Genomic DNA, 25,287 nt, shown 5'->3' with positions numbered 1-25,287 from the left:
AGCCGTATATTTGGCTACAGCTGCGCCCGGTGGTGCCAGCCCAATTTTTTCAATGATTTCTGCCACCTCCCTACAGCGCCTGTTCGGCATCAAAACCAGCGAAACCCGTACGGTGGGGCTGTTTTTGCTGCACAATTTTCTTCTTGGCATCGGCTCGGTGCTGGTGTACGTAGCGGCCAACGTGCTGCTGCTCGAGCACAACCCCGAGCACAGCCTGCCGCTGGGCTACATCGCCGGCGCGCTGGGCATGATGGCCGTGGGCAAGGTGTACACGTATTTCGAGCACCACTACCTGCTCAAGAAGCTGGCCGTGCGCGTGCTGCTGGCCGTGGTGGCCCTGACCGGGGCCATGGGCACGCTGGTGGCTGTGGGCCACTCGGTGGTGGCGGCCGTGGCCATTATGGTGGGCTACCGCGTCATCTACCTGCTCACCAACCTGGAGTTCTGGGGCGTGTCGGCGGTGGTATTCGACGTGCGGCAAAGCAAGCGGCTGTTCAGCGTGATTAGCTCGGGCGACATGCCGGCCAAGGCCCTCGGGGCCTTGCTGGCGGCGCTTATCCATGGCGATGCGCAGCTGCCGGTGCTGCTAGGCGTGTCCTTTGCGGCCTACGTGGGGGCGCTATTTGCCTTGCGCTCCACCCTGCGCTCGCACAACGTGGAAGCCGTGGCCCGGCCCATGCGCCGGGTACAGCGGGCCCCGGGCAACATCGTCCGGCAACTGTTTGGCGGCAGCGAGCTCGTGCTGGCCATGTGCCTGAGTTTGGTGGCCATTGCGGCCGTGCTCACCGGCGTGGAGTACATGTTTTTTATCAACGTTAAGCACAAGTTTCACGAGTCGGAAGACATCACCCGCTCGGTGGGCTGGATACTGGGGCTGACCTACCTGGCGGCCATGTTTTTTAAGTTGCTGGTGAGCCGGCAGGCCCTGGAGCGCTACGGCGTGCAGTGGTCGCTGCGGCTGCTGCCGGCGGTGGCGCTGGTGGCGCTGGCCGGGTTTGGAGGTGTGCAGCTGGTGGGTACGTATACCGAATCGGGGCTGTTGATGTACTTCTGCGGGCTGTACCTGTTGCTGGAGGTGCTGCGTCGCACCGTGTTCGACCCCGTTTTTCTGGTGTTGTTCCAGCCCCTGGCGCCGCCGCAGCGGCTGGCCGCCCACACGCTGGCCAAGGGCTTTTATGAGCCCCTGGGCATGGGCCTGACGGGCGTGCTGTTCTTCGGGCTGCGCTACGCGGGCCTGCTCGACGGCTGGGTGCCCTTTGCCTGGATGGGCGCACTGCTGGTCTTGGCCCTGCTGTTTTTGGCGCGCACCTACCGCAGCTACCTCGCCGAGCTGAAGGAAGGCCTGAGCCGTCGCTTTGCCGAAACCGCCGAGCTGGCCCTGCCCGATGCCGCACTGCAAGTGGTGCTGGCGCACCTGCACAGCCCCCGCCCCACCGAGGTACTCAATGCCGTGGCCTGGCTGCGCCAGCGCCAGCCGGCCGCCCTCGCCGGCCACGCGCCCACCCTTCTCGAGCACCCCGACGAACGGGTGCGCCTGGCGGTGCTGGCCATTGCCGAAGTGCGGCCCTTGCCCGCCGAAGCCCTGCACGCCTTGGCGCTGCGCGACCCCGCCCCCGCCGTGCGCGAAGCCGCCGCCCAGCAATTGGCCGCCACCGCCCCCGAAGCGGCGGCCTCCCTGGTGGCGGCACTGCTAACCGGCAGCGACATGGCCGCACGCCAGGGTGCCATCCGGGGCAGCCTCGAAGCCGAGCCCCAGAACCCGCTGGCCCAAACCAGCCTGCACGACTTATTGCACCAGCCATCGGCCGCGACCAGCGACGCCGCCCTGGCGCTGCTGGGCTTCTTCCCCTTCGATACACAAGACCAGCTTGTTGCCAGCAGCCTGGCCAGCAGCGAGCCCCAGGTAGCAGAAACGGCCCTTAGAGCCATTGGCACCGTGGGCCACACCAAGCTCACGCCCTACCTCTTGCGGGCGCTGAGCGACAAGCTACGCTGGCAACCCGCCGCCGACAGCCTGGTGGCGCTGGGCCCCGCCGTGGTGCCCTTGGTGCGGGAGGCATTGCACCGCAAGCCCGGCGCGGCCGCCATGCACCGCCTGGCCACGGTGCTCGAACGCCTGCCCGGGCCCGCAAGCCGCGCCGCGCTGGTTGAGCTGGCCCAGGGCAGTAACCTGTTTTGCCGGGCCGTGGCTTTGCGCGCCTTGCGCCACGCCCCCGCTGTGCCCGCCGAGACACCCGTGTTTGAACACTTGCTGCGCGAGGAATTCACTCTGGCGGCCCAGCTGCTGCGCGGCCTTGTGGCCGACCAACGCCCCGCCCTGCATGCCACCGTCGACTACGAGCTGACGCAGCTGCACCAGCGCGTGTTCGGCATCCTGGCCCAGCTCTACGACGCCGACTTGGTGGCCACGGCCCAGCGCAACGTGGCCCACGCCGCCCGCGAGCGGCAGGCCAACGCTCTGGAAATCCTCGACAACCTGATTCCGCGGCCCATTTACCAGGGCCTGCAGGCCCTGCTCGACGACACCCCCGTAGCGGAAAAAGCCCGGCTTTTCGCCACGCTTACGGCACCTGCTCAGCCAGCCCGTACCCGGCTGATGCCGGCTGGCTATGGTGCGGTATCAGCGCCGGAACCCACTGCTCTTCCTGCCGAGCCCTTACCGGTTTTCCTGCTTCGGCAGGGCCCTACTGCTTTCTCCTCCTGGACGTTGAGCCTGGCCTTGCGCCACTGGCAGCCCATCGAAGCCGATGCGCCGGCGTTGCTGCAGCCCTACCTGCAATCGCGCAATGAGCTGCTGGCCGAAAGTGCGCAGCTGGCCGCGGCAGCCCTTGCGGCCCACACCGGCCAGCCATTATCCGCCCCATCCCATTCCACCGCTATGAGCCACTCTCCTGCCACCGCCGAAGCCCGCATTTCCGCCCTGGAGCGGGTGGTGGTGCTCAAAAGCACCGCCCTGTTTGCCCAAACGCCCGAAAACGTGCTGAGCAGCATCGTGCCCATCATGAAGGAGGTAACCTTCAACGAAGGCGAGGAAATCTTTGCCAAAGGCGACATCGGCACCTCGCTGTTCATCCTGCACGACGGCCAGGTGGGCATCTTCAACGGCAACCAGCAGTTGGCCACCTTCGGGCCCGGCGACTTCTTCGGCGAGCTGGCCCTGCTCGATGCTGAGCCCCGCTCGGCCTCGGCGGCAGCGCTCAGCCAGGTGCTGGCCTTCCGCCTCGACCAGGAAGATTTTTACGACCTCATGGAAGAGCGCGGCGAGGTGCTGCGCAACATCCTGCGCATGCTGTGCCAGCGCATCCGGCTGCAAAACGAGAAAATGCGCGAGCTGGCGCATTAGCGCGGCGGGCAGTACCGGCTGGAATTTCAGCTCAACCTATCCCGTTTCCTGGCTTAAACACAAAAAACGCCTGATGCTTGCGCATCAGGCGTTTTTCAGTTTATGGTGCGGGAGTGGCTACTCCACTACTTCGTAGATTTTCACGGGTTGGGCTTTGTTTTTCAACTTTACCTCGCTCACGTACTGGCACTTGAAGGATTCTTTTACCTTGAGGTAAACGGCTTCGCTGATGATGACCTGGCCGGGCTTGCCGGAGGCCTGCAGGCGCTGGCAGGTGTTCACCACGTCGCCGATAATGGTGTAATCCAGCCGCTTGAGCGAAGCCGAACCAATGTTGCCGGACACCACTTCGCCGGTATTCACGCCAATGCTCACCTCGGGGCGGTACTCGAAGCCGGGGGGCAGCGGGGCGTCGCTTTGGTGCAAGGCGGTGCGCGCCGACAGGGCCGCGTCGATGGCGCGGTCCAGGTGGTGCTCGCCGCGGAATACGGCCATCACGGCGTCGCCCATAAACTTGTCGACGTAGCCGCCCTGCGCAATTACCTCCTTCACCATAAGGTCGAAGTAAGTGTTGAGCAAGGTCACCACGTCGGCCGGCTGGAGCTGCTCGGCCAACGACGTAAAGCCGCAGATGTCAAGGAAAACCACCGTGGCTTCCACGGTTTCGCTGGCCATGAGGCGGTTTTCAAAGTCGGGCCGGGTCATGAACTTGAGCACCGTCTCGTCGACGTACATCTTAAGGATGTTGTTTTCCTGGATGGCGCGGAGCGTGTCGCGCAGCTGGCGCACCTCGTCGGCAGTCTTTTCGATAGTGACTTCCAGGTCGTGGAAATCGACGGGCTTTACCACAAAGTCGAAGGCGCCGCGGTTCATGGCGGTGCGCAGGTTGCCCAGGTCGCCGTAGGCCGACACTATCACCGTTTTCATGGTCGGGTGTTCGGTGTGGGTGCGGGTGAGCAGGGTCAGCCCGTCCATCACGGGCATGTTGATGTCGCTGAGGATGATGTCAGTATCCGGGTTTTGCAGAATGCGCTCGAGGGCCTCTTGTCCGTTGTTGGCGAAAACGAACTCATAGGCATTCTCACGGATTTTGCGCCGGAACTTTTGCTTGATGAGCAGTTCGAGGTCGGCTTCGTCGTCGACCACCAGGATTTTCGTCTTCATATCAGTAGGTAGTACTCGGTATTCAGTTATCAGAAGCCGGCCGGCAGCACAGGCGCTTGGGGTGGGCGCCAGGGGTTCGCTACTGGTCAATCAATATCGACAACCGAATTAGGGTAGCAGTTGCAACAATTTTTCTTTGAGCACGACAAAATCCACTGGCTTGGTTAAGAGGTCGTTAGCGCCGAGCTCCATGGCCTGTTTAAAGATGTCATTATCTCCGTACGCCGTAATCATCATCATGGTAGTGGGGGGCATGTCAAATTCCTCCTTTACGTGGCCCAGCAGCTCCAGCCCGCTCATGCCAGGCATGTTGATGTCGGAAAGAATAATCAGGACTTCGGAATGGTGCTTCCGCATGAACTGCATGGCTTCTTCGCCCGAAAATGCAAAGCTGAAGTTAAACTCGCCGCTGCGGATTTCGCGCCGAAAGCGCTGCAGAAACAAATCACGCACATCGGTTTCATCGTCAACGACCAGGATTTGCATGGGTAGATTTTTCATGGATATTTCTGTACCAAAGGTAGGTCGGGATAACAGTTAAGCTGGCAGGGTAACCACAAATTCGGTGCCCGCGCCTTCCTCGCTCTCCACGGCGAGCGTGCCGCCGTGGCCCGTGGTCACAATATCGTGACTGAGCGACAGGCCCAGGCCCGTGCCTTCGCCCACGGGCTTGGTGGTGAAAAACGGGTGGAAAATCCGGGCCTTCACCTGTTCCGACATGCCGGTGCCGTTGTCGCGGATGCGGATTTCAACTTTGCCGGGCAAGGCGAGGGTGCTCACCGTGACTTCGGGCTGGTAGCTGTCGGGGCCGGGGCCATCGGGGCTGGCAGTTTGCCGCTGGCGGGCCTGCAGGGCATGAAAAGCGTTGGTAAACAGGTTTATCAAAACCCGGCTCAGGACCTGCGACACCACGGCCACGGCGGGCAGCATGGGGTCAAACGAAGTGGTCAGGCGGGCCGAAAAATCCTTTTCCTTGGTGCGCAGGCCCTGGTAGGCCAGGCGCAGGCTTTCGTCGACGAGGGCGTTGAGGTCGGTGGCTTCGCGCTGGCCGGTGCCCGTGCGCGAATGCTCGAGCATGCCCTTGATGATGGACGTGGCGCGCTGGCCGTGCTGGCTGATTTTCTGAAGGTTTTGCTTGAGGCCGGCCAGGATTTCCTGTTCCAGCGCCGAATTGCGGGTGGGGTCGCGGTGATCGCCGGATATTTCATCCACGAGGTCGGTGCTCACTTCGGCGAAGTTCTTCACAAAGTTGAGCGGGTTTTGCAGCTCGTGGGCAATGCCCGCCGTCAGCTCGCCCAGAAACGCCATCTTCTCGCGCTGCACCAGCTGGGCCTGGGCGGTTTTCAGCTCAGCCAGGGACTGCTCCAGCGCTTCTTTGGCGCGCTGCTGCTGGCGGCCGTGGCGGCCCAGCAGCAGCGCCAGCGCCAGCAGCCCCACCAAGCCAGCCACCAGCCCGTAGGTGCGGTAGCGGGCCTTAAGCGAAGCCTGGCTAGCGGCCGCCGCCTGGGCCCGCTGCTGCTCGCGGTAGTTCAGGCTTTGCAGGCGCATTACCTTCTCCTGGCCAAAGAGCGTGTCTTTCATCACCAGCATCAGGCTCTGGTACTTCAGGGCGCTGTCGGTTTGGCCACGGGCTTTGAAGTCGTGGGTGAGCAGGGTGCTGGCATTGAGCACGCCGCGCAGGAAGCCGTTGGTCTGGGCGGCTTGGCAGCCGAGGCGGGCGTAGTAAATGCTCGAATCGGTGCGGCCCATCTGCTGGTAGAGCGTGGCCATGCCCACGTAGGCAAAATTGAGGCTGCGCAGATGCTGCACCACCTTCGACTCGGCGATGCTGCCGCGGTAGAAGGCCCGGGCTTGGTTGAGCTGGCCCTGCTTGCGGGCCACGTTGCCCAGGCCGTACAGAATGTAGTTGGTGGGCGTGCCCAGGCGGCGCGCCAGGGCGTAGGCCCGCTCCTGAAAGATGCGGGCCGAATCGAGTTGATTGAACAGGTCGTAGGCCAGGCCGATGTTGCTCAGCTCAATGACCACGCGGCGCTCGTCGTGGAGCTGCTCGCCCAGCTTGAGGGCGCGGAAGTAGTAGGCCAGGCCCTGCCGCTGGTCGCGCAAATACACGTAAATAATGCCGATGCTGCGCAGGTTCTGGGCCTCCAGGGCGGGGTCGTGGGTGGCCTTGGCAATGCGCAGCGACTGCTGGAACACTTCCAGGGCGCGCGCCAGGTTGCTCTCGCGCAGGGCCGCGCCCAGCCGGTTCAGCGCCTCGCCTTCGCCGCGGTGGTGGCCAATGCGGCGGGCAAGCGTGAGGGCCTTGAGGGCGTACACGGCGGCCGAATCGGTGCGCTGGGTCCAGAGCTGGTCGCTGATCTGGCAGAGCAGCATCACGCGGTTGGTATCGGCCTGATTCGGTTGGGCCAGCAAGCGCCGGAGACTGTCGATTGTCAGGCTTTGGGCCGGCGAGGCAGCCGCCCGCACCGAAAGCGGCCCGAGCAGCAGCAGCACAATCAGCAACCAACTAAGCCGGCCAAACACGCGAAAACCAGGAATCGGAGTAAAGATTATGCTCAATATGCTAAGCCTGAAGAAAGCAAACGATAAACTTGGTGTTTGGGCGCTCGGTTCGCTTCAACGGAGCGGGTCGCCGTGGGTTTGGTCAAGCTGGTTAAGCTCGTCGCTAAGCCCAAACCCATTGGGCGACCGGTATGTTCAGGGTAGAATACAGAGGGAGAAGTGCTGGCAGCAGGCAGGCAAAACGGGCATAATCAGGGGCTGAAAAACATGTCGTCGCCTCAGCTCCCGGCTTTGGGGCCAGTCCCGGACGGCCAGGAGGATCCGAGAAAAGCTGGCAGCTAACCGCCCTGATTAATAGGCAAGCTAATCAGAAATTCAGTGAACTCTCCTTCCTGGCTTTCCACCGTGAGCGTGCCACTGTGGCCCTGGGTTACAATGTCGTAGCTCAACGAAAGGCCCAGGCCCGTGCCTTCGCCCGAAGGCTTGGTGGTGAAGAACGGCTGGAAGATTTTTTGCCGCACCGCCTCGGGAATGCCCAGCCCGTTGTCGCGCACCCGAATTTCGACGTGCTCATCCCGCTGGCTGGTGCACACCGAGACGGTGGGCGCGTAGCCGGCTTCGCCCCGCAGCTGGCGCTGGCGCACGGCATAAAAGGCATTGCTGAACAAGTTGAGCAGCACCCGCCCCAGGTCCGGCCCAATGGCTTCGACCTTGGGCAGCAGGGGCGAAAAATTGGTATCGAGGGTGGCGTTGAAGGTTTTGTCTTTGGCCCGCAGGCCCTGGTAGGCCAGTCGCAGGTACTCATCGGCTAGCTGGTTGATGTCGGTGGGCTGGCGCTCGCCGGTGGTGGCGCGGCTGTGCTCCAGCATGGCCTTCACGATGCTGGCCGCCCGCTGCCCGTGGTGGTGAATCTTTTGCAGGTTCTGGTCGATGTCGTCGAGCAGCTCGCCCTCCAGCGTGGGGTCGCGCTCCGGGCGGCACTGCTCCTCGCGCAGCTCGCCGAGAATTTCCACGGTCACGTCGGCGAAATTGTTGACGAAGTTGAGCGGGTTCTGAATCTCGTGGGCGATGCCCGCGGTGAGCTCGCCCAGGCTGGCCATCTTCTCGGACTGCACCAGCTGGGCCTGCGTGGTGCGCAGCTCCGTGAGGGCCGAGCGCAACTCCTCGGCCTGGTGCGTGAGGGCCAGGGTGCGCTCGGTTACGAGGCGCTCGAGCTCCACGTTTTGGGCCTCGATGAGGCGCTTGGCTTTTTCTTCTTCCTCGCGCTGCAGGCGTTCTTTTTCCAGCGTTTTTTTCTGGTTGCGGGCAATGATGACGAACGTAATGAGCCAGATAATGGCAAAGGCCTGGGTGGTGTCCAGGGCGTCGTCGTAGCGCTTGGGCAGCTGCCCATCGGAACCCGACACGATGAACTCCGCCAGGTGATGCAGCAGAAACGGCGCGAGGGCCAGCAGCAGCGTGCGCGCCGGCCGGTAGTCGCGCACGGCCACCAGCACGGCCCCCGTGACGAGCAGGACAAACAGCCAGTAGGAGTCGGACAGCAGCGGGCTTCTTATGTTAAAAAGCTGGGCGACCACAAACAACACCACCGCCGGCACCCATATGTAGCCGAGCAGCTTGTTCCAGCGGGCCAGCCGGGTGGGCAGGTCCAGAAACCGGCGCAGGCCCCGCACCATCAGCACCGCCAGCGGCGCCAGCATCAGAAGTTCACCGTAACCAGGCGAGTGTTTCATTTCACAAAAGAAGCAGTGGCAGAAGGCTCAGTGCGAGAGGATAAGCACAATATTAATCAACAGAAGGGCGAGCCGAAACTACCACCCAACCACCGCAAGAACCTATTGGTCTATTGCAACTTGAGCTAAGAATAAGCCAGAATTGGGCTAAATATAGCCACGTGCGAATAATAGGCGCCGCCCTCGGCCGTTCTTAGCTGGCCAGGCCGTCGGTCCGGCCGCTTTCCGCCGGCAAAACAATCAGGAACTCGGTGCCGCATCCTTCCTGGCTTTCCACGGTGAGCGTGCCGCCGTGGCCTTTGGTCACGATGTCGTAGCTGAGCGACAAGCCCAACCCCGTGCCCTCGCCCGGCGGCTTGGTGGTGAAGAAGGACTGAAAGACCTTTTCCCGCACCTCCTCCGGCATGCCAATGCCATTGTCCCGCACCCGGATTTCCACGGCTTGGCTGGCCGTGCGGCGGGTGCTGATGGTGACGGCCGGCACGTAGGCGCTGGCACCGGAGCCCGCGGCGGCGTGGCGCTGGCGCACGGCATACAAGCCGTTGGAGCACAGGTTGAGCAGCGCCCGGCCCAGGTCCTGCGGCACCACGGATACCAGGCCCAACTCCGGGTTAAAGTCCTTTTCGAGCTCGGCCCAGAAGGCGGGGTCGTTGGCGCACAGGCCCTGGTACGCCAGCATCAAGGACTCCTCAGCCAGCTGGTTGAGGTCGGTGGGCCGGCGCTGGCCGGTGCCGCTGCGGGCATGCTGCAGCATGTCGTTGATAATGGACGAGGCCCGCTGGCCGTGCTGGCTGATTTTCAGCAGGTTTTGCTTCAGGCCCGCTATTATCTCCTGCTCCAGGTCGGCGTGGCCGGGGCGGCCGTTGTGGCCGGCGGCGGGCTCGTCGGAGAGCATGGCCACGCTCACCTCGGCGAAGTTTTTCATGAAGTTGAGCGGGTTTTGCAGCTCGTGGGCAATGCCCGCCGACAGCTCGCCCACGAAGGCCCACTTTTCGGCCTGCACCAGCTGGCCCTGGGCGGCGCGCAGCTCGTCTTGCTGGCGCTTGAGCAAGGCATAGGCCCGGCGCTTTTGGCGGTTGTTGCGCCAGAGCACCGCGCTCAGCAGGCCCACGGCGCCCAGGCTCATCAAGGCCCCCAGCAGAAACAAGCGCTGCTCGCGGTTTTGCTCCTGAATGAGCTGGCTGTTTTTGGTGAGCAGCCCAATTTGCGCCTGTTTTTTGGCCAAGTCGGCGCGGTACTCCAGCACCGATGCCCGCCGCTGCAAATCGCTGCTGTTCAGCGCATCCTTATAAGAGCTAAATAGCTGCTCGTAGCGGTAAGCATCGGCGAAGCGCCCTTGCCGGGCCGAAGCCTGGGCCAGGATTTCGCTGGCATCGCGGCTCAGGATTTTGGCGCCGCTGCGCTGCGAGGCCTGCAGGCTCTGCCGCCCGTAGGCCACGGCGCTATCCAGCTGCCCAGTGTGCAGGTAAGCCCGGGCCAGGAGCAGCTGGGCGCGCGGAATCTCCCCCAGCGTTTTGATGCGCCGGGCCCGTTTCAGGCCCCGAAAGCCGTAGCTAAAAGCCTGCGGGAAGTAGCCCTGGCGCTCCTGCATGTCGCCGATGTTGATGTCTTCGAATACCATGGTGGCCTCGTCGCCCAAGCGCTGGGCAATGCTGGCTTCCTGCTCGTAGTTGCGTTGGGCCAGCGCCCAATGCCCCTGTAACTTATATAGGTCGCCGAGGCCGGAATAGGCATGGCCAATGCTCAAAAGGTCGCCCGATTCGTTGGCCCGCTGCAGGCCGTGGATAAGGTAGTTCTTCGCGTGGGCATACTCTCCCAGAAAGGTGCTGGTAATGCCGAGCTGGGTGTTGAGAAAGGCCAGCCATTTCTGGTCGTGCTGGGCTTCGGCCAGTTTTAAGCCTTCCAAATTTGCCGTCAGGGACTTGGCGTACATGCCCTGCTCGGAGTAAACGCAGGACAGGTTGTAGAGGCTGCGGGTCTGGCCCACGCGGTTGCCCACCTGCCGGAAGGCCTCGCGGGCTTGCTGGGAATACGTTTGGGCCAAGTCGTACTCGCTGCGGTGGCGGTAGTAGAAGCCCAGGCCCAGCTGCGCTTCGGCCGCGCCGGCCGGGTAGCCCAGCTGCGTGGAGAGGCGCAACGACTCCTGAAACAAGGCCGCCGACTCCTCGGCCGCGTTGTTGCGCAGGGCCAGCGCCAACGCATTGAGGTACTTAACCCGAACGGTATCCGCTTGGGGATGAGCCTGCACCAGCCCCCGCAGGCTATCGGCGCCCAGAGCCTGGGCCAGCAAGCCGGCAGGAGCCAGCAAAGCCAGCAGCCATAAAATAAAAACCCTTCTCATGCGGCGTAAAGAAACGTCCAAACGGGCAGGCGCACACTATGCCCGGGCCATACGCCGGGTATGCTTCTTTTTTTCCCCGCGTCGTCGTCATTCCAGGCCCCAAACACGTGCTATCGGCCCAGCGGCAGTCGGATGAGAAACTCGGTGCCATGGCCTTCCTGGCTGTGCACCGTGAGCGTGCCGCCGTGGCCCTTGGTCACAATGTCGTAGCTGAGCGACAGGCCCAACCCCGTGCCCTCGCCCGCGGGCTTGGTGGTGAAGAAGGGCTGGAACACCTGCTGCTGCACGTCCGGCGGCATGCCCGGGCCGTTGTCTTTCACCCGGATTTCCACCGCCCGCCCGGTCCCGCGCGCGGTGCTCACGACCACGGTGGGCTCGTAGGCAGCTTCAGGAGCGTGCCCCGAGGTTGCCAGGGCTTCCTGCTGCTGGCGCTGGCGCACAGCGTACAGGGCGTTGGTGCACAGGTTCAGCAGCACGCGGCCCAGGTCCTGGGTCACCACGGACACCAAGTCCAGGCCCGGGTCCAGCTCCGTGGCCAGGTGCGCGTGGAACGTCTTGTCGAGGGCGCGCATGCCCTGGTAAGCCAGCGTGAGCTGCTCCGAGGCCAGGGCGTTGAGGTCGGTGGGCTCGCGCCGCCCGGTGCCCGCGCGGCTGTGCTCGAGCATGCCCTTGATGATGGCCGAAGCCCGCTGCCCGTGCTGGCTGATTTGCTGCAGGTTCTGCTTCAGCCCCACCAGTATCTCGCCCTCGAGCCCGGCGCTGCTTGCTGCTCCGTCCGCGCCCGCGTGCATGTCTTCGACTAAGTTGGTGCTCACCTCGGCGAAGTTCTTCATGAAGTTGAGCGGGTTTTGCAGCTCGTGGGCGATGCCCGCCGTGAGCTCGCCCAGAAAGGCCATCTTCTCGGCCTGCACCAGCTGCGACTGCGCCTGGCGGAGCTGGGCCAACGTGCGCCGGTTCACGCGCAGCTGCCGGTAGATGAACACGCCCAGGCCCGATACCAGCACGATGGCCAGCAGCGCCCCGAGCAGCAGCCAGTTGCCCAGTCGCAGGCGCACGGCCTGCACGGCCTGGGCCTGGCGCAGGTCGTTTATCTGCGCATTCTGGGCTTGCTCCACCCGCTCGTTTTCGTACTGCGCGACGTGAAAGTTGTTCTGCGCCGCGTTGAAGGTATCGGCCTGGGCGATGTAGGCGCGGGAATAGCGCTGGGCTTCGGCCGGCCGGCCGCGGGCGTCGTAAAACGCGGCCAGCTGCTGCAAGTACTTGGGGCGCAGCCGGTCAAGCTTAGCAGCCGTGGCTTTCTGGTACGCCAACAGCCAATGGGCTTCGGCCCGGGCAAAATCGTGCCGGGCGGTGTAGTACCGGGCCCAGGTGGCGTCCAGTTCGAATTCTCCCGGCTTGTCGGACATGGCCAGGTGCAGCGAATCGTCGAGTTGCTGGGCCCGTCTGAGGAGTTGGCCGGCGGGCTCCACTTGCTTCATTTGCAGCAATACGGCGGCTTTTTGCACCAGCCCGTGGGCCTGCGTTAAGCCCCGGTCGGCGGCGTCGCTTACCCGGGCAGCCAGGGCCGAATTGGAGGCCTGCAGGGCGGCCGCGTACAGGCGCTCCTGCAGGTAGAGCTTCGACAGCGCCAGGAAGGTAAACACGCGGTTTTGGCCCTGCACCTGGCGGAATTCGGGCAGGGCGCGCGCCATGCTCAGGTACTGCACGGCCTTGTCGGTATTGCCCCAGTCGGCGTAGATGGCCCCGGTCACCAGCAGCTCGTTCACGTACAGCTTCCGGCTGAACTGCTCCGCCATGTCGGCCGCGCGCAAGCTGCTGTTGATGGCCCGGTTGTAGTCCCCCGTGCGCCGGTAGTAGGCACCCTGCGAGAGGTAGCAGGCGGCCGTGTTTTCGGGGGCGTCGCGCAGCCGGTAGAAGGCCAGCTTCTCGTCGTAGTACTGCTTGCGCGCCGCCATGGCATTGGAGCGGTTGTAGAACGTCACCAGGTCGATGAGCAGCCAGGGAATGGGGCGGCCCAGCCGGTCGAAGTCCGCCACGGCGGTTTTCATGGAATCCAGTGCGGCGGCATTGCCCTGCTTCCAGAGCGTGAGGCCCGTGCGCAGGCGCCGGTAAGGGGTGTCATCCAGCACCTGCAGCCGCTGGTTCAAGGCCAGGAGCTGGTCGAGCAAAGGCAGGGCCTGCGGGTTGGTGGGGTGCAGGTCGAGCAGGTGCACCACCGTGCGCAGCCGGGCAGAATCGGCGCGCTGCCCGGCCAGCACCCGGGTCAGCGAATCGTAGTCCGCGTCCCAATAGCGCCGTTGGGCCAGCAAGGGCCCGCTCATCACCCAAACTGCCAGTGCTGTAAGAATCCATTTCATAGGCACAGCAGCGGCATAAAGTAAACGACCGCGACGCGTCGGCAGGCCAAGCGTTGCGGGAGAAGCCCCGGCAACGCAGACAAGACTCGGCCGTTTATAATAATCATCGCGAATAGAAATGTAGTAAATTTATTAAAAGCCCAGGGTGAATATGGCCACGCGCAGGATTCCCGGCCGGGAATATAAAAACCTCATTGTTCAGCGTGTAGCGTCGAAAGCGTTCCTGTGGTGCGGTTCATATGGTCAATACACAGCGCTTCACAGGAACTGCTTAGGCCGAATAATGCGGTAGCTTGAGCAAACGACCTGTTTCAAACCGAACGCCATTATTTTTCAATGCGAAGACACCTTTACTTATAAGGATGCTAAGGTAAGTAGTTTCTCAGATTTCGACATGTATGAAAGTATTAGCATTTGCCCTTTTAAGTCAGGTGGGCTTCGTGGCTAGCCCGATTCCGGAATGCCAGCCCAACGGCGCTTTTCCGGGCGCACTACTGCCGGGATAAAGCCCGGGCCGTCCATGAGGTCGGCACCAGCAGGTAGCTTCTCTGGCACATTGCCTCGGCGCACTTTTAGCAATAAATCTTTCACCGGCCGGCAGCTGTTTTAAAGCTGCATTGGCACGTTTTAGGCTCTGGGGCCCGGGAGCTTCGCCGATTTCAGTTTTTCATCACTTGCTTTACCTTGCGCCGAGCCATCGGCCATAGTCTCACTCGCATGCACGCCCAAGCTGCCGAAGATTTTATTCTGAAAGAATTGAAGCGCGGCCTCGCGCCAACGCTCTATTACCACGGCCTGCACCACACCCTCGACGTGACGGCCGTGGCCATGGAGCTGGCCGCCGCCGAGGGCGTGACCGACGGCGAAGACCTGGCGCTGCTGCGCACGGCCTCCCTCTACCACGATACCGGCTTTCTGCATACTTATAAGGGCCACGAGGCGCAGGGCTGCGAGCTGGCCAGGGCCACCCTGCCAGGCTTCGGCTACACCCCCGGGCAGGTGGAGCAGATTTGCGCCATGATAATGGCCACCGAGTACCCCCAGCAGCCCCACAGCCTGCTGGCCCAGATTCTCTGCGATGCCGACCTCGACTACCTGGGCCGGCCCGATTTCGAGCCCATTTCCACCAGCCTGTTCCACGAGCTGATGGCCCGCCAGCTGCTTGCCGACGAACGCGCGTGGTTTCAGCTCCAGGCCGACTTTCTGGCCCATCACCACTTCTGGACGGCCACGGCGGTGGCCCGGCGGGCGGCGCCCAAGCAAGCCCGGCTCCACCACATTCGGGCCCTGCTGGCCAACTGGCCCACTCCAGTTCAACCCGCGTAAAGCAATTCATGAAGCTTATCCTCATCTCGCCGCCCCACTCGGTGGCCGACGAAGTGCCACTGGTGAGCGAGATGCTGGAGCTGGGCTTGGCCCGATTCCACGTGCGCAAGCCAGGCTGGAGCCACGCCGAAATGGCGGCCTATGTGGCCGGCATCCCAGCCCAATACCACTCCCGACTCGTGTTGCACTCGCACCATGCGCTGGTCCCGGAGTTGGGCCTGGGCGGCGTGCACCTTACGGCCGCCACCCGGGCCGCCCGGGTCACGCGCCTGCCGTTGCGCGCCGGCCAAACGTTATCCACCTCTTTCCACACGCTGGCCGAAATCAGCCGGCACCGGCGCCGCTACGACTACGTGTTTCTCAGCCCAATTTTCGACAGCCTGAGCAAGGAACAGTACGCCGCAGCCTTCGACCTACAGGAGGTAGCCGCCGTGCTCCGGCAGCTGCCGCACCGCGCCACATATGCGCCACAAGTAGTGGCCCTGGGCGGCATCGAAGCGCACCGACTGGCCGCCGTGCAGCAGGCGGGCTTTGCAGGAGCCGCCGTGCTGGGCGCGGTGTGGCAAAGCCCCGACCCGGTGGCCGCGTTTCGCAGCCTGCAATCAATAGTCGGCCAGTCCGTTGCGTAGTGAATACACCTCAGCAAAACCGTGGGCCAGCAGCAGTTGAGCTGCTTTCTGACTGCGAATGCCGCTGGCACAGTGCACCACTACAGGGGCGTCGAGGGTTAATTCCGTGAGCTTATCGGCCAATTGGCCCAAGGGCAGCAGCTGCCCCCCGATACTGCGCTGAGCGTGCTCGTGCGGCTCGCGCACATCAAGCAATTGCAGCGGCCGGCCGCTCTGCTGCCACGCCTTCAGCTCGTCGGCGCTGATTTCCGGGGCGCGCCGGGCCGCTACCTGTATCGGGGCTTCTCCACAAAAAGCGGCGTAGTCGGGGGCCAGCGCGGTAAGCTGCTGGTTGGCCGCCACCGCCCGGAAACGAATGGTTTGAAACTGCATGCCCAAGGCGTCCACCATCAGCAGGCGCCCGCTCAGCACTTCTCCCAGCTCCAGGATAATCTTCAGGGCCTCGGCGGCCTGCAGGGTGCCCACCAGGCCCGGCAGCACGCCCAGCACCCCGATTTCGGCGCAGCTGGGGGCATCGCCGGGCGCGGGCGGCTCGGGGTAAAGGCAGCGGTATGTGGGGCCGTTTTGGTAGTTGAAGACCGATACCTGGCCCTCGAATTTGAAGATGGCCCCAAACACCAGCGGCTTGCCTAGGATGACGCAGGCATCGCTGACTAGGTAGCGGGTGGCGAAATTATCCGAGCAATCCACCACCAGGTCGTAGTCGGCAAACAGCGCCAGGGCATTAGCTGCCGAGAGGTGCAGCTGGTGCGTGCGCAGTGTGATAAACGGGTTTTGCGCAGCCAGCTTCTCGGCGGCCACCACAGCCTTCGACCGGCCCACGTCGGCGGTGGCGTACAGCACCTGGCGCTGCAGGTTGCTGTCGTCCACGGTATCAAAATCCAGCAGGCCCAGCGTGCCCACGCCGGCAGCGGCCAGGTACTGCAGCACCGGGCAGCCCAGGCCGCCGCAGCCCACCACCAGCACCTTGGCTGCTTTCAGCTTGAGCTGGCCGGCCAGCCCAATTTCGGGCAGCAGCAGGTGGCGGCTGTAGCGGTTGTTTTCGGCGGCGGAAAGCGAGAGGTCAGCAGTGGTCATCGATATGGAATTTAAACGTCATGCTGAGCGTAGCCGAAGCATCTCTACTACGAGAGTAAATAATTACTACTGCGGTAGAGATGCTTCGGCTGCGCTCAGCATGACGTTCTGTTGATTTTTAGCGGGCCAGGCCCACCAGCGTGGCGTCCCAGTCTTTCCACACGGGCTCGTAGCCCTGTCGGCGCAGCATGGCCGCTATTTCGGCCGGGCTGCGCTCGTCGGATATCTCGAACTGCTCCAGCGACTCCGGCGCTACCACGTAGCCGCCGGGGTTGGTCTTGGAGCCGGCGCTGATGCTGGTGATGCCCAGCTTTACCACGTGGTCGCGGAAAGTGGGGCTTTCGCGGGTCGAAATCGACAGCTCCACTTCCTCGTTCAGCAGGCGGTAGGCGCAAATGAGCTGCACCAGCTCTCGGTCGCTCATCTCCACCTTGGGCTGCAGCAGCCCTTCGGCCGGCCGCAGCCGCGGAAACGACAAACTGTACTTGGTCTGCCAGTAGGTCTTTTCGAGGTAATCGAGGTGCAGGGCCGTGTAGAAGCAGTCGGTGCGCCAGTCTTCCAGCCCAATGAGCACGCCCAGCCCCATTTTGTGGATGCCGGCGCGGCCCAAGCGGTCGGGCGTGTCGAGGCGGTAGTTGAAGTTCGACTTCTTGCCCTTGGGGTGGTGCTTTTTGTAATCGTCGCGGTGGTAGGTTTCCTGGTACACCAGCACCGTGTTCAGGCCCTCGGGAATCAGGCGCTCGTAGTCTTCCTGGTCCAGGGGCTGCACCTCCAGGGAGAGGTGCGCGAAGTGCGGCCGCAGCGTGCGCAGAGCCTTTTCCAGGTAATCGACGCCCACGGTTTGGTTGGCTTCGCCGGTCACGAGCAGCACGTGGTCGTAGCCCCAGTCCTTGAGCACGGCCGCTTCCTGCAGCATTTCCACGCTGCTGAGCGTGCGGCGCCGGATTTTATTATCCAGGCTGAAGCCGCAGTACGTGCAGATGTTCTGGCACTCGTTGCTAAGGTACAGGGGCACGTAGAGCTGCACCGTGTTGCCGAAGCGCTTGCGCGTGAGCTGGTGGCTGAGTTGAGCCATCTGCTCCAGGTACGGCGCGGCCGCCGGCGAAATCAAGGCCTTGAAGTCGTCCAGCGTGCGGCGCGGCGCCGCCAGGGCGCGCTCCACATCGGCCGCCGTCTTGGCGTAGATGCTCGCCTTGACGTCGTCCCAGGGCTGGGCTTCAAAAATGGGTTGAAAGCTCATGGTACTTATTTTTTAACCTAGAACGGTCATGCTGAGCGCAGCCGAAGCATCTCGCGTGCTTCAACTAACTCAATCGAATGGATTACTATCCCATGCGAGATGCTTCGGCTGCGCTCAGCATGACCGTTCATATTCACTCTTTTCCACCTACTACATATCCAAAAACGCCGTGAGCGGCGAGCTGGCCACGGCCTCGTGCGCTACCGGCGCGGCCAGCCGCGCCTCATAGGCCATACGCCCGGCCTCCACGGCCATTCTAAACGCCTTGGCCATGGCCACTGGCTTGCCTGCCACCGCAATGGCGGTGTTCACCAACACGGCATCGGCGCCCATTTCCATGGCTGCCGCCGCGTGCGAGGGTGCCCCGATGCCCGCGTCCACTACCACCGGCACCTTGCTCTGGCCGATAATGATTTCAAGGAATTCGCGCGTGAGCAGGCCTTTGTTCGAGCCGATGGGTGCGCCCAGGGGCATCACGGCCGCCACGCCCACTTCCTCCAGGCGCTTGCACAGCACCGGGTCGGCGTGGATGTAGGGCAGCACCACGAAGCCCAGCTTCACCAGCTCCTCGGCGGCTTTTAGGGTCTCGATGGGGTCGGGCAGCAGGTACTTGGGGTCGGGGTGAATTTCGAGCTTGAGCCAGTTGGTTTCCAGCGCTTCGCGGGCCAGTTGGGCTGCAAACACGGCCTCCTTGGCCGTGCGCACGCCCGACGTATTCGGCAGCAAGCTGAACTGCGGGTGCGCCAGGTGTCGGAGAATGTCGTCTTCGGCGTCGGCCACGTCCACCCGCTTCAGGGCCACGGTCACTAATTCGGAGCCCGACGCCAAAAGGGCTTCTTCCATCTGCACCGACGAGCTAAATTTGCCCGTTCCGGTAAACAGCCGGGAATTAAAAGTGCGGCCAGCGATGACCAATTCTTTGTTTAACATAATAATTAAATAGGATTTACAGCCGATAACTCCTTGATAAACAAGCCCGCCGTTTCAGTCGGGTTGCTCGCCTTGCCAATGGCGCTCGACACCGCCACTCCGTGCAGGCCCGTGGTGGCCAGCGCTTCCACGTCGGCCAGCGTGATGCCCCCGATGCCGATGATGGGCACCGCCAGCCCGGCGGCCCGGCACTGCCGGATGATTTCCGTGTAGCCGTCCAGGCCTAAAATTGGGCTGAGGTTTTCTTTGGTGGGCGTGAAGCGAAACGGCCCCAGCCCCACGTAGTCCACGCCGGCTTCGGCCAGGCGCTGCACGTCGGCAAAGGTGTTGGCCGTGCCGCCGATGATGAATTTTGAGCCCAGCATTTCGCGGGCTTCGGCGGCCGGCATGTCGGCCTTGCCCACGTGCACGCCATCGGCCCCGATTTCCTGGGCCAGGCGCGGGTTGTCGTTGATGAGCAGCGTGGCCCCGTAGCGGCGGCACACGGCCTGCGTGTCCAGCGCCAGCTGCTTCCAGATGGCGGGCGGCTGGTTTTTCACCCGGAGCTGCACCCAGCGCACGCCGCCCTGGCAGGCCAGTTCGGCCGCCGCCGCGTTGGTTGTGATGTAATGCAGCGTGTTGATTTTCATGGGTTCAGTTGCTAAAGTGCCGGGGACACTGAGTAGCCCGGCGGGTGCGCGGCGCTATTTTTTAGGGCTGCTGTGGTACCCCAGCAGCGTGTCGTTGCTGGCCAAAAACGACGTGGTGTAGTCCTTGCCAAGGCGGCAGGCTTCCACCAGCTTCTCCCCTTTCGCCAGTTGCGCCAGCACCGCGGCCGACAGTACGCAGCCGCTGCCGTGCTTCTCGCCGTGCGGCAGGCGCGGCGCCGAGAAGCTGTGCCACTTGCCGTTGGCAAACAGCACGTCGGTCGAAACGGCCCCGTCCTGGTGCCCGCCCTTGAGCAGCACGGGGCAAAAGGCGCTCACGACCTGGGCCGCAACGTCGGCGGCTTTTTCGTCGGGCCACAGCCGCAGCATTTCGGGCTGGTTGGGGGTGATGAGGGCCATTTCGACGCACAACGCCTGGAGCAGTTCCCGGTCGGTTTTGCGGTGAAACTCATAGCCCGCGGAGGCCTTGAGCACGGGGTCCCATATCAGTTGCAGGCGCGGGTTTTGTACCTTCAGCCAGCCCACCAGTTCCAGAAGCTGGGGCAGGCTTTCGACAAGCCCAATTTTCACGAAATCCACTTTGAACCGGGCCAACAAAATGCGAATCTGCTCGCGGATTTCGACGGCCGGCACCCAATGCACCCGCTCAAACGACACGTCGTTTTGCACCGTGAGGGCGGTGCATACGCCCAAGCCATACACCCCGTTGGTTTCCAGGGTTTTAATATCCGCCAGCAAGCCTGCCCCCGCGCTGGGGTCGAAGCCGGCAATGCTCAGGGCAAGGGGGCGCTTGTTGGGCATGATGTGGGGAATTTTATGCAGAGAACGGTCATGCTGAGCGCAGGCCAAGCATCTCTACTGCTTCGTTGAGCTATCATTGATTACTGATGCGGTAGAGGTGCTTCGACTGCGCTCAGCATGACCGTTCAATCTTTATGTGAAAAGCCTACAGGTAAATCTCGCTTCCTTTGTTCACAAACTCGCGCGACTTTTCGGCCATGCCGCTGGCCAGCACCTCGCTGGCCGTCAGGTCTTGCTTGGCGGCGTAGTCGCGCACTTCCTGCGTGATTTTCATCGAGCAGAAATGCGGCCCGCACATCGAGCAGAAGTGGGCCACTTTGGCGCCTTCGGCCGGCAGGGTTTCGTCGTGGTATTCGCGGGCCGTGTCGGGGTCGAGGCTGAGGTTGAACTGGTCTTCCCAGCGGAACTCGAAGCGGGCTTTGCTCAGGGCGTTGTCGCGGTACTGGGCACCGGGGTGGCCTTTGGCCAAATCTGCGGCGTGGGCCGCGATTTTGTAGGCAATTACGCCGTCCTTCACGTCCTGCTTGTTGGGCAGGCCGAGGTGCTCCTTGGGCGTCACGTAGCAGAGCATGGCCGTGCCAAACCAGCCAATCATGGCGGCCCCAATGGCCGAGGTGATGTGGTCGTAGCCGGGCGCGATGTCCGTGGTAAGCGGCCCCAGCGTGTAGAACGGCGCCTCGTGGCACTCCTTGAGCTGCTTGTCCATGTTTTCCTTGATGAGGTGCATGGGCACGTGGCCGGGGCCCTCAATCATCACCTGCACGTCGTGCTTCCAGGCAATTTTGGTGAGCTCGCCCAGCGTTTCCAGCTCGGCAAACTGGGCTTCGTCGTTGGCATCGGCGATGGAGCCGGGGCGCAGGCCGTCGCCCAGCGAGAAGGCCACGTCGTAGGCCTTCATGATTTCGCAGATTTCCTCGAAGTGCGTGTAAAGGAAGCTCTCCTTGTGGTGCGCTAGGCACCATTTGGCCATAATGGAGCCACCGCGCGACACGATACCGGTCACGCGCTTGGCGGTCATGGGCACGTAGCGCAGCAGCACGCCGGCGTGGATGGTGAAATAGTCCACCCCCTGCTCGGCCTGCTCAATCAGCGTGTCGCGGAACAGCTCCCAGGTCAGGTCCTCGGCCTTGCCGTTTACCTTTTCCAGGGCCTGGTAAATGGGCACGGTGCCCACCGGCACGGGGCAGTTGCGGATAATCCACTCGCGGGTTTCGTGGATGTTCTTGCCCGTGCTCAAATCCATCAGTGTGTCACCACCCCAGCGGCAGCTCCACACGGCTTTATCTACCTCTTCCTCAATACTCGACGTCACGGCCGAGTTGCCGATGTTGGTGTTGATTTTCACCAGGAAGTTGCGGCCGATAATCATCGGCTCGCTCTCGGGGTGGTTGATGTTGGACGGGATAACGGCGCGGCCGGCGGCCACTTCCTGGCGCACAAATTCGGCGGTGATGTGGCCCTCGGGCGTGTTGGCGCCGAAGCTGTGGCCGCGGTGCTGGGTGCGCAGCGGGTCGTCGGCGGGCAGCTCGTCGAAGCGCTGGTTTTCGCGGATGGCGATGTACTCCATCTCGGGCGTGATGATGCCCTTTTTGGCGTAGTGCATCTGCGACACGTTGTAGCCCGGCTTGGCGCGCAGGGGGGCCGCAATGTGCTCGAAGCGCAGGTGGTCGAGGCTGGTGTCGGCGGCGCGCTGCTGGCCGTAGTCGGAAGTGGTGCCCGAGAGGCGCTCCACGTCGCCGCGCTCCACAATCCAGCTTTCGCGCAGGCGGGGCAGGCCTTTTTTCAGGTCAATTTCGACGTTGGGGTCCGTGTAGGGGCCGCTGGTGTCGTACACCGTCACGGGCGCGTTCTGCTCGGTAGGATTCACGAAGTCGAACTTGCGCTCGGTATCGGCCAGCACGATTTCGCGCATGGCCACCCGGATGCCGGGGTGGAGCTTGCCGGGCACGTAGATTTTGCGGGAGCCGGTGAGCGGCTGGCGCTCCACCAGCGTCTGGTGCGGAGCCTGGTCTTTTTTCTTCATTGAGGAAGGGTGTGACGGTGAATGTCAATAATTGGCTGTCATCCTGAGCGCAGCGAAGGACCTTATCACGTCCGCGCCGCTCAATTAGTGTAGTAAGTAATCCTGAAAGTTGCAGCCGTAATAAGGTCCTTCGCTGCGCTCAGGATGACCGACGCATTAGCCGCCCTGCGTGGCCCGGATAATGGTGACCCGGTCCTGCTCGTGCAGGGCGTGGGCCGGCCATTCGGCCCGGGGCACCACAGTGCCGTTCACGGCCACGGCGAGGCCGCGCTGCTCGGCCAGGGCCAGGCTGGCGAGCAGCTGCGTAAGCGTCTGGGTGTTGGCGGTTTCCTGGGGCGAATTGTTTACGTAGCAGACCATGGCAACTGATGAGTTGGCAACGAATCGAACGATAAACAATAGCGGGTGTCGCCGGCCCAATCAGGCCCGCTGCGCACCGATACTTTTCCCTTCGCCGGTATCAGCCGGAGCAGGTTCAAAGGGTATTATCTCAGTCCGGCCAGCCCGGACACCCCTAAAGTTTATACCCAAATCTACGCAATGGCTACCATATAAGCACCACGGCCGCCGCCACAGTATTTTCCTGGCTCAACATTGCCGGGCCAGTGCGTACTTGCCGGTATGAAACAACGCAAACCATTCGTCGGCCGAGCTGCCTGGGGCCTGGCCCTCAGCATGGGGCTGACGCTGAGCGCGCAGGCCCAGAAAGCCACGCACCAGTTGCCCATCACCCCGGCCACGGCGGCCTGGGGCTATTACGATGCCGCCGCGGCGCCCGTGCTGCGTATAAAATCCGGCGAATCGGTGGAGGTGCACACCCTCATTACCTCTACCCCCGCCCGCCTGGAAGGCGCTGGCCTGCCCCCGGCCCAAGTAGAGCCAGCCCTGCGCGACATCACCGAACACGTGACCAACAAAGGGCCGGGCGGCCACATCCTCACCGGCCCCATTTTCGTGGAGGGCGCCGAGCCCGGTGACGTGCTCGAAGTGCGCATTCAGTCCGTTAAGCTGGCCATTCCTTACGCCTACAATGCATTTGGGCCCAAGAGCGGCTTCATCCCGGAGGATTTTGGCTACGCCAAGATGAAAATCATTCCGCTGGATGAGAAGAAGATGGTGGCGCACTTTGCCCCGGGCATCGACGTGCCGTTGCGGCCATTTTTTGGGAGCATGGGCGTGGCGCCACCCGCCGCCTCGGGCCGCATCAACAGCGCGCCGCCCGGCATTCATGGCGGCAACCTCGACAACAAAGAACTGGTGGCAGGCACCACGCTGTACCTGCCGGTGCACGCGGCCGGCGCGCTGTTTTTCGTGGGCGACGGCCACGCCGGCCAGGGCAACGGCGAAGTCGACATCACGGCCCTGGAAACTTCGCTCAGCGGCACGCTGCAGTTTATCGTGCGCAAAGACCTCCACCAAACCTGGCCCCGCGCCGAAACGCCCACGGCCTACATCAGCATGGGCCTGAACGAAGACCTAACCCTGGCCGCCAAAGACGCCGTGCGAGAAATGATAGCCGTTCTGGTTGCTGAGAAGCACCTGACCCGCGACGAGGCTTACATGCTCTGCAGCATAGCCGGCGACCTCGACGTGACGCAGGTAGTGGACGGTACCCGTGGGGCGCACATGCTTATGCCAAAAAGCATTTTTGGGAAGGCATCGAAGGAAAAGAAGAAGTAACAGGCCCGTCCTGCAGCGCGCAGGGGAGCCTTTCGCCTTCAGGGGACCTCACCCCCGGCCCCTCTCCCGCGGAGAGGGGAGCCACGGCACAAGGTTTAGCTCAATTTTAAATAAAAAGGCCCAGCTCAAGTGAGTTGGGCCTTTTTTCTTTCGATCAATTACCGTTCGGCTCCCCTCTCTTTTGGAGAGGAGCCGGGGGTGAGGTTCCACGGGGAGGCTCCGCGCTATAGGACCTCATTTTTTTACTATCACCTTAGCATCGAAACCAAAAAATCCAATACCTTCGCTAAATACGCTGCGCATTCAACTTACCCTCTGGCTTTCATGCAAAAAGCTCTACTATTACTCTTGTTACTGAGCGCCCCAATTTTGGCCCAAGCCCAGGTCGATTCGGTGCGAGCTAGTACCCTCCCCGGCCCGCAGCTGGCCGAAAAGGCGTACAACAGCGGCCTGGCTAGCTTCAATGCCCAGAGCTACCCGGCCGCCCTGCGCAGCTTCGACCAAGCCATTGCCGCCAAGCCCGATTTTGCGGCCGCGTACACCAACCGCGCCGCCACGCGCTACGAGCTCAAGGACTACCCGCAAGCCCTGGCCGACTACGACCAGGCACTTAAACTGGAGCCGGGCAACTACGCCGGCTTCTTCGGTCGGGCGCGGGTGCGGGAAGCCCAAAACCAGCTCAACGAAGCCGACCAGGACTATTCCGAAGCGCTGAAGGCCAAGCCTGACTACGCCCCGGCCTGGTACAACCGCGGTGTGCTGCGCTTCGAGAAAGGCGACTACCAGGCCGCCCGCGACGACTTTGACGGCGCCATCAAGGCCGACCCGCAGCTGGCCTACGCCTACCACGACCGCGGCAGCGCCAACCAGAAACTCAACAACTACGCCGCTGCCACCCAAGACTATACCAAAGCCTTGGCGCTACAGCCTGAGCTGCTGGCGGCCTTGCTTAACCGCGCCACTGCCGAGCGCCGCACCGGCCAGCTGCCCCAGGCCCTGCGCGACTACGACGCCTACCTCGCCAAGAAGGCCGACAATGCCTTGGCTTTCAGTAACCGCGGCAGCGCCCGCTTCGAAAACAAAGACTACGCCGGCGCCATCGCCGATTTCAGCCAGGCCATTAAGCTCGATGCCACCTACGCCTTTGCCTGGAACAACCGGGCGGCTGCTCAGCTCAAGCTGGAGAAACATGCCCAGGCCGCAGCCGATGCCAGTGAGGCCATCAGGCTGAAACCCGATTACGCCGAAGCCTTCCTGAACCGGGGACATGCCCGCGAAATGCTGCGCCAGGCCGACGAAGCCTGCCAGGACTGGCGCAAAGCCGCTGAGCTGGGCCTGCCCGTGGGGGATAATTATGCGGCCGCCGCCGGCTGCGCAGGCCAAGCCGCAGAATAGGCTTGCGTCGGATGGTTCTCATTAGCCCGTCATGCTGAGCTTGTCGAAGCATCTCTCCCTCGGAAGTAATTAAATCTAGCTCAACGAAGCGGTAGAGAT

At 62.9% G+C, this 25,287-nt stretch carries 18 protein-coding genes and 1 riboswitch; of the genes, 5 read left to right on the top strand and 13 right to left on the bottom strand.

Going from position 1 to position 25,287, the window contains the following annotated elements:
* Nucleotides 1-52: 52 nt before the first annotated feature.
* Complete coding sequence (locus AUC43_RS06770; RefSeq protein ID WP_068191282.1) at nucleotides 53-3,343, top strand: cyclic nucleotide-binding domain-containing protein; 3,291 nt, start codon at nucleotides 53-55, stop codon at nucleotides 3,341-3,343.
* A 117-nt stretch (nucleotides 3,344-3,460) separates the two neighbouring features.
* Here the strand turns inward: AUC43_RS06770 and AUC43_RS06765 are convergent, their stop codons facing one another.
* The 6 genes from AUC43_RS06765 to AUC43_RS21480 form a co-directional block, all read right to left on the bottom strand.
* Complete coding sequence (locus AUC43_RS06765; RefSeq protein WP_068191280.1) at nucleotides 3,461-4,507, bottom strand: adenylate/guanylate cyclase domain-containing protein; 1,047 nt, start codon at nucleotides 4,505-4,507, stop codon at nucleotides 3,461-3,463.
* A gap of 108 nt (nucleotides 4,508-4,615) precedes the next feature.
* Nucleotides 4,616-4,993, bottom strand: a complete 378-nt coding sequence (locus AUC43_RS06760) for a response regulator (RefSeq protein WP_068191278.1) — start codon at nucleotides 4,991-4,993, stop codon at nucleotides 4,616-4,618.
* Between the two features lie 51 nt (nucleotides 4,994-5,044).
* Entirely contained in the window at nucleotides 5,045-7,066 is a 2,022-nt protein-coding gene (locus tag AUC43_RS21485) for a tetratricopeptide repeat-containing sensor histidine kinase (RefSeq protein WP_157780969.1), read from the bottom strand.
* A gap of 281 nt (nucleotides 7,067-7,347) precedes the next feature.
* Nucleotides 7,348-8,742 carry an ATP-binding protein gene (locus AUC43_RS06750; protein ID WP_068191274.1) on the bottom strand — a complete coding sequence of 465 codons (1,395 nt, stop codon included), beginning with the start codon at nucleotides 8,740-8,742 and terminating at the stop codon, nucleotides 7,348-7,350.
* A 193-nt stretch (nucleotides 8,743-8,935) separates the two neighbouring features.
* Entirely contained in the window at nucleotides 8,936-11,083 is a 2,148-nt protein-coding gene (locus AUC43_RS06745) for an ATP-binding protein (protein ID WP_082684955.1), read from the bottom strand.
* 110 nt (nucleotides 11,084-11,193) lie between these two features.
* Entirely contained in the window at nucleotides 11,194-13,440 is a 2,247-nt protein-coding gene (locus tag AUC43_RS21480) for a sensor histidine kinase (protein ID WP_233254125.1), read from the bottom strand.
* Nucleotides 13,441-14,157: 717 nt separating this feature from the next.
* Here AUC43_RS21480 and AUC43_RS06735 point away from each other — a divergent pair.
* Entirely contained in the window at nucleotides 14,158-14,766 is a 609-nt protein-coding gene (locus tag AUC43_RS06735; protein WP_068191268.1) for an HD domain-containing protein, read from the top strand.
* Nucleotides 14,767-14,774: 8 nt separating this feature from the next.
* Nucleotides 14,775-15,395 carry a thiamine phosphate synthase gene (locus tag AUC43_RS06730; protein ID WP_068191267.1) on the top strand — a complete coding sequence of 207 codons (621 nt, stop codon included), beginning with the start codon at nucleotides 14,775-14,777 and terminating at the stop codon, nucleotides 15,393-15,395.
* Here the strand turns inward: AUC43_RS06730 and moeB are convergent.
* The 7 genes from moeB to thiS form a co-directional block, all read right to left on the bottom strand.
* On the bottom strand, nucleotides 15,369-16,472 hold the full coding sequence (moeB, locus tag AUC43_RS06725; RefSeq protein WP_199243505.1) for a molybdopterin-synthase adenylyltransferase MoeB: 1,104 nt from the start codon (nucleotides 16,470-16,472) through the stop codon (nucleotides 15,369-15,371). The two genes, AUC43_RS06730 and moeB, sit on opposite strands and share 27 nt — an antisense overlap.
* A gap of 118 nt (nucleotides 16,473-16,590) precedes the next feature.
* Nucleotides 16,591-17,712, bottom strand: coding sequence for a 2-iminoacetate synthase ThiH (gene thiH, locus AUC43_RS06720; RefSeq protein ID WP_068191263.1), 1,122 nt, complete (start codon nucleotides 17,710-17,712; stop codon nucleotides 16,591-16,593).
* 150 nt (nucleotides 17,713-17,862) lie between these two features.
* Nucleotides 17,863-18,642, bottom strand: a complete 780-nt coding sequence (locus AUC43_RS06715; protein WP_068191261.1) for a thiazole synthase — start codon at nucleotides 18,640-18,642, stop codon at nucleotides 17,863-17,865.
* A gap of 5 nt (nucleotides 18,643-18,647) precedes the next feature.
* Nucleotides 18,648-19,271, bottom strand: a complete 624-nt coding sequence (locus tag AUC43_RS06710) for a thiamine phosphate synthase (protein WP_068191260.1) — start codon at nucleotides 19,269-19,271, stop codon at nucleotides 18,648-18,650.
* A 54-nt stretch (nucleotides 19,272-19,325) separates the two neighbouring features.
* The gene (gene thiD / locus AUC43_RS06705; RefSeq protein ID WP_068191258.1) at nucleotides 19,326-20,090 is read right to left on the bottom strand and encodes a bifunctional hydroxymethylpyrimidine kinase/phosphomethylpyrimidine kinase; all 765 of its coding nucleotides are present in this window, start codon (nucleotides 20,088-20,090) and stop codon (nucleotides 19,326-19,328) included.
* A 145-nt stretch (nucleotides 20,091-20,235) separates the two neighbouring features.
* Nucleotides 20,236-22,113, bottom strand: a complete 1,878-nt coding sequence (thiC, locus tag AUC43_RS06700) for a phosphomethylpyrimidine synthase ThiC (RefSeq protein WP_068191256.1) — start codon at nucleotides 22,111-22,113, stop codon at nucleotides 20,236-20,238.
* A 156-nt stretch (nucleotides 22,114-22,269) separates the two neighbouring features.
* Entirely contained in the window at nucleotides 22,270-22,473 is a 204-nt protein-coding gene (gene thiS, locus AUC43_RS06695) for a sulfur carrier protein ThiS (RefSeq protein WP_068191254.1), read from the bottom strand.
* Between the two features lie 69 nt (nucleotides 22,474-22,542).
* Nucleotides 22,543-22,639, bottom strand: a riboswitch (TPP riboswitch).
* A gap of 95 nt (nucleotides 22,640-22,734) precedes the next feature.
* Here thiS and AUC43_RS06690 point away from each other — a divergent pair.
* Together AUC43_RS06690 and AUC43_RS06685 are read left to right on the top strand one after the other, a co-directional pair.
* Nucleotides 22,735-23,793, top strand: a complete 1,059-nt coding sequence (locus AUC43_RS06690; protein WP_199243504.1) for an acetamidase/formamidase family protein — start codon at nucleotides 22,735-22,737, stop codon at nucleotides 23,791-23,793.
* A gap of 324 nt (nucleotides 23,794-24,117) precedes the next feature.
* The gene (locus AUC43_RS06685; RefSeq protein WP_082684954.1) at nucleotides 24,118-25,188 is read left to right on the top strand and encodes a tetratricopeptide repeat protein; all 1,071 of its coding nucleotides are present in this window, start codon (nucleotides 24,118-24,120) and stop codon (nucleotides 25,186-25,188) included.
* Nucleotides 25,189-25,287: the final 99 nt, after the last annotated feature.

This window comes from Hymenobacter sedentarius (assembly GCF_001507645.1).
Classification (GTDB): Bacteria; Bacteroidota; Bacteroidia; order Cytophagales; family Hymenobacteraceae; genus Hymenobacter; species Hymenobacter sedentarius.
This window is presented reverse-complemented; position numbering and strand designations above follow the sequence as displayed.